Below are 4,754 nucleotides of genomic sequence, written 5' to 3'. Positions count from 1 at the left end.
TGAAGGAGATGAAGTGCAGCAGGTTGCGGGCGAGCTTCATCCGGGTGCCCGCGCCCACCTCGCCGGCGTGGACCGGCATCGCGGCCCACAGGGCGAACACGGGCTTGCAGGCCTCGTAGACCTCGCGGGGTCCGCCCACCATCACCGCGAGCTCGCCCTTCTCGGCGCCCGGTGCGCCCCCCGAGACCGGCGCGTCCACCAGGTGCACCCCGTGGGTGGCGCACGCCTCCGCGAGCTCTACGGCCGTGGAGTCGGAGATGGTGGAGTGGACCGCGATCACCGTCCCCGGCGCCGCCGTGCCCAGGATCCCGTCGGGACCCTGGACGACGTCCCGCACCTGGGCGTCGTCGAGCACCGTCACCGAGACCAGTCGTGCGGTCCGGGCCACCTCGGCGGGCGTCGCGGCGGCGGTGGCCCCCTCGGAGACGAACGGTTCGGCGGCCTCGGGACGGACGTCGCAGACCACCAGTCCGCCGGGCCACGACAGCAGCCGCCGGGCGATGGGCGCTCCCATGTTCCCCAGCCCGATGAACCCCACGGGCGCGGGGGAGTGCTCGGGTGACCCCGGCCCGATGGGAGAGGCTCCCGGGTCCTGCCCCGCGCTGCCGGCCGGCTGCCCGCTCACGACCTGATGACCTGTCCGCCGTCGACGTTGAAGATCTGGCCGGTGATCCACGACGCCTCATCCGACAGCAGGAACAACAGCATTCCCACCAGGTCCTGGGGCTGACCCATCCGCTTGAGGGGGAGCTTGTCGACCATGTCCTTGACGATGGACTGCGGGGTGGTGGTGCGGTTGGCCTCGGTGTCGATCGGGCCGGGCGCGATGGCGTTGATGCGGATGTCCGACCCGCCCAGCTCGGTGGCCAGCTGCTGGGTCAGGCCGTTGACGCCCACCTTGGCCAGGCCGTAGAAGCCGGAGTAGAGCCACGCGGCGGTCGAGGACTGGTTGACGATCGCGCCACCGCCGGCCGCCGCCATCTTCTCCCAGCAGGCGCGGACCATGAGGAGCTGGCCGTTCATGTTGACCTGCATGAACTTCTGGTAGTAGTCCCACGGCACCGTGATGAGGAAGTCGAGCTTCATGCCGCCGAAGATCGCGGCGTTGTTGACCAGCATGTCCAGCCGGCCGTACTTCTCCACGGTCGCCTCGGCGCACGCGTCGGCCGAGTCCGGGTCCGAGACGTCGGTGTGCTGGAAGAAGGCCTCGCCGCCGGCGGCGACGATCTCCGCCGCCACGCGTTCGCCCTCGGTGTCCGAGACGTCGGCCACCACGACCTTCGCGCCCTCGGCGGCGAGCGCCTTGGCGTACTCCTCGCCGATTCCGCCGGCCGCGCCGGTCACGATCACGGACTTGCCGTCAAAACGTCCCATGTCTGTATTCTCTGCTTCCTTGGTGTGGCTTGATATGGCGTGATGCGGGTGGTGGCTCGGGTGCGGGCGGCGCGTCAGGCCGGGGTGGCCACGGACTTGGTCTCGAGGTACTCCTCGAAGCCCTGGCGGCCCATCTCACGGCCGATGCCCGACTGCTTGTAGCCGCCGAAGGGCACGTCGGCGCCGTACCAGACGCCGCCGTTCACCCCGAGCGTTCCGGTGCGGATGCCCGCCACGACCCTCTCGACGCGGCCGAGGTCGGCGCCCCAGACGGCGCCGGAGAGGCCGTAGGGGGAGTCGTTGGCGATCCGGACCGCGTCGTCGTCGCCGTCGTGGGGGATGACGACGAGGACGGGGCCGAAGATCTCCTCCCGGGCCACCCGCGCGGAGTTGTCGAGTCCGGAGATCAGGGTGGGCTCCACCCAGAAGCCCTTGGCCTTGTCCTCGCCGGAGGGGCGCCCGCCGCCGATCTCGACGGTGCCGCCCTCCTCGACGGCCAGTGCGATGTACCCCTCGACCCGCTCGCGCTGCAGTTCGGAGATCAGCGGACCGCACAGGGTGCCGGGGTCGGTGGGGTCGCCCGGTGCGAAGGCCGCCATGGCGCCCTTGGCCGCCTCGACGGCCTCGTCGTACCTCTCGCGGGGCACCACCAGTCGGGTGGTGAGGGCGCACCCCTGGCCGGCGTGGGTACAGGCGTTGAGGGCCGTCATGAAGCAGGCGGCGTTCAGGTCGGCGTCGTCCAGCACGACCGCGGCGGACTTGCCGCCCAGCTCGAGGAAGACCTTCTTGAGGGTCTCCGCCGCGGCCACCATGATCTTCTTGCCGGTGGCGGTGGACCCGGTGAACGAGACGAGGTCCACGCGCGGGTCGGTGGTCAGCAGGGCGCCCACCCCGTGGTCCGAGGACGAGACCACGTTGAGCACGCCCGCGGGGATGTCGGTCTCCTCGGCGGCGATCCGGGCCACGGCCGCGGCGATGAGCGGGGTGTCGGGTGCGGGCTTGAGCACCACGGTGCAGCCCGCGGCCAGCGCGGGCCCGATCTTGGCCAGGTTGATCTGGTTGGGGAAGTTCCACGGGGTGATGGCTCCGACCACGCCGATCGCCTCCCGGCGCACCGAGCGATGGGAGCGCACCCCCATCACCTCGGACTCGCCCAGCTCCTCGACCCACTGGTAGGCGTCGACGAGGTCGGCGAGCCAGCCCAGGTCGGCCACGGGGCCCTCCAGCTGGGGCCCGGTGGTGAACATGTGGGGGGCGCCCACCTCGGCGATGGTCAGTGCGCGCAGCTCCTCGGTGTGGGACTGCAGAGCATCCCGGAGTTGCCGCAGACACGCCGCACGGAAGGCATGATCGGTGGACCACGTGGTGGTGTCGAACGCGGTTCGGGCCGCCTCGATGGCGGCGTCCATGTCCTCGGGGCGGGCGTCGGCGGCGCGGCCGATCAGGTCCTCCGTGGCGGGGTTGAGGACGTCGAACGTGCCGCCCCCGGAGGCCGGGCGCAGCTCGCCGCCGATGAGGAGCGGGGCGTCGTAGGTGGTGCTCGTCGTCACGGGGGGCCTTCCGTCGGGTGCGGGTGGACAACTGTCTAGACGATAGTCCGGCGAGTGGTGTACTGTCCAGACACATGTCCAGTGACGTTCGTTTCGAATCCACGCGAAGGCGCCTCAACGGCCAGCAGGCAGAGACCGTCGACCGCCTCACCAGCGCCGCGGTGGAGGTGTTGCGCGAGAAGGGGCCGGGCGGGCTCGCGGTCCGGGCCGTGGCCTCGAGGGCCGGCGTCGCCCCGGCCACCGCGTACACCTACTTCTCGTCCAAGGGCCACCTCATCGCCGAGGTGTTCTGGCGACGCCTGCGTGACCACGTCACCGAGGGCGCCGGCAGCGGCACCACGGTGGACAGGGTGGTGGCGGTCCTGCGGGACGTCGCGATGTTGGTCGCGGACGAGCCCGAGCTCTCCTCTGCGGTCACCGCGGCCCTGTTGGGCGACGACCCGGAGGTGTCCCACCTGAGGATCCGGATCGGCGCGGACATCCGACGCCGCCTGACGGCCGCGCTGGGTGACGAGGCCGACGACGAGGTGATCGACGCCCTGGAGATGGTCTACGCGGGCGCGCTCGTCCGCGCGGGCATGGGCTATGGCTCCTACTCCGACATGGCGGACGCCATCGAGTCCGCCGCCCGACTCATCCTGAGGTGACCTGAGACATGACCACCGCGACTCCAGCCCCGCTCGTGTTCAGCCCGTATGACTACGCCGTACACGAGGATCCGTACCCGTTCTACTCCCGGTTGCGGGCCGAGGCCCCCGTCTACCACAACCCGGATCTCGACTTCTGGGCGCTGAGCAAGCACGCCGACGTCCGTGAGGCCTTCCGTGCGCCCGACGTGTTCTCCAACGCGATGGGGGTCTCCCTCGACCCGGCGGCGTACGGACCGCACGCCTACAAGACGATGTCCTTCCTGGCGATGGACGACCCGAGGCACGCCCGGCTGCGCAAGCTCGTGAGCAAGGGCTTCACCTCCCGACGGGTCGACGCGCTCTCCGAGGGGATCGAACGGATCTCGCGGCAGTACTGGGACGAGTGCCTCGACAGGTCTCGGGACGGCGGCGAGTTCGACTTCGTCCAGGACTACGCGGGCAAGCTGCCGATGGACGTCATCTCCGACCTCATGGGGGTGCCGGAGTCGGATCGCGACGAGCTCCGCCGGCTCGCGGACCTCGTCATGCACCGCGAGGAGGGCGGTCAGGACGTGCCCGAGGACTCGATGGTCGCCGCCTTCGACCTCATCGCCTACTACCAGGGCATGGTCGCCGACCGGCGGAAGCAGCGGACCGAGGATCTCACCTCGGCACTCATCGACGCCGAGATCGACGGGGAGAAGCTGGACGAGGACGAGATCCTGTCCTTCCTCTTCCTCATGGTGGTGGCGGGCAACGAGACCACCACCAAGCTGCTCGCCAACGCGATGTTCTGGGGCCACGAGTACCCCGACCAGTCGCGACTGGTGATCGACGACCCGGAGCGGGTGACCGACTGGGTCGAGGAGACCCTGCGCTACGACACCTCCAGTCAGTTGGTCCTGCGCACCACGACGCAGGAGGTCACGGTCCGCGACGTCACCATCCCGGCCGACCAGAAGGTGCTCCTGCTCATCGGCGCGGCCAACCGCGACGAGGAGGTGTTCGAGGACTCCGGGGCCTTCCTCCTGGGCCGGGACACCTCCGCGAGCCTGAGCTTCGGCCAGGGGCCGCACTTCTGCCTCGGCGCGCACCTCGCGCGACTCGAGGGGCGGATCGCGCTCGACCAGATCTCGCGGTCCGTCACGGGGTACGAGATCCTGCCCGGCGCCGAGCGCGTGCACTCCTCCAACGTGCGTGG

General features: G+C 70.5%; 5 protein-coding genes. 2 read left to right on the top strand and 3 right to left on the bottom strand.

Annotation, left to right across the window (positions count from 1 at the left end; genetic code table 11):
• From G6018_RS16740 to G6018_RS16730, 3 genes are all read right to left on the bottom strand, one after another.
• The coding region (locus G6018_RS16740) for an NAD(P)-binding domain-containing protein (protein ID WP_182640243.1) at positions 1 to 625 on the bottom strand (625 nt) is incomplete at its 3' end.
• Entirely contained in the window at positions 622 to 1,374 is a 753-nt protein-coding gene (locus G6018_RS16735; protein ID WP_182640242.1) for an SDR family oxidoreductase, read from the bottom strand. The genes G6018_RS16735 and G6018_RS16740, both read right to left, overlap by 4 nt.
• A gap of 74 nt (positions 1,375 to 1,448) precedes the next feature.
• Positions 1,449 to 2,924: an aldehyde dehydrogenase gene (locus tag G6018_RS16730; RefSeq protein ID WP_179525952.1), complete on the bottom strand. Its 1,476-nt coding sequence runs from the start codon at positions 2,922 to 2,924 to the stop codon at positions 1,449 to 1,451.
• 74 nt (positions 2,925 to 2,998) lie between these two features.
• Here G6018_RS16730 and G6018_RS16725 point away from each other — a divergent pair, with 74 nt between their 5' ends.
• Together G6018_RS16725 and G6018_RS16720 are read left to right on the top strand one after the other, a co-directional pair.
• Entirely contained in the window at positions 2,999 to 3,571 is a 573-nt protein-coding gene (locus G6018_RS16725; RefSeq protein ID WP_179525951.1) for a TetR/AcrR family transcriptional regulator, read from the top strand.
• A gap of 8 nt (positions 3,572 to 3,579) precedes the next feature.
• On the top strand, positions 3,580 to 4,754 hold a 1,175-nt coding region (locus G6018_RS16720), incomplete at its 3' end, for a cytochrome P450 (protein ID WP_182640241.1).

This window comes from Dietzia sp. DQ11-44 (genome assembly GCF_014145205.1).
Lineage (GTDB): Bacteria > Actinomycetota > Actinomycetes > Mycobacteriales > Mycobacteriaceae > Dietzia > Dietzia natronolimnaea.
The sequence above is the reverse complement of the archived record's forward strand: the minus strand, read 5'-3'. Positions and strand labels throughout refer to the sequence as shown.

What these genes read in the sequence shown, in the direction of transcription:
- G6018_RS16735 (WP_182640242.1), bottom strand. Translation starts at nt 1,374, where the DNA reads ATGGGACGTTTTGACGGCAAGTCCGTGATCGTGACCGGCGCGGCCGGC.
- G6018_RS16725 (WP_179525951.1), top strand. Translation starts at nt 2,999, where the DNA reads ATGTCCAGTGACGTTCGTTTCGAATCCACGCGAAGGCGCCTCAACGGC.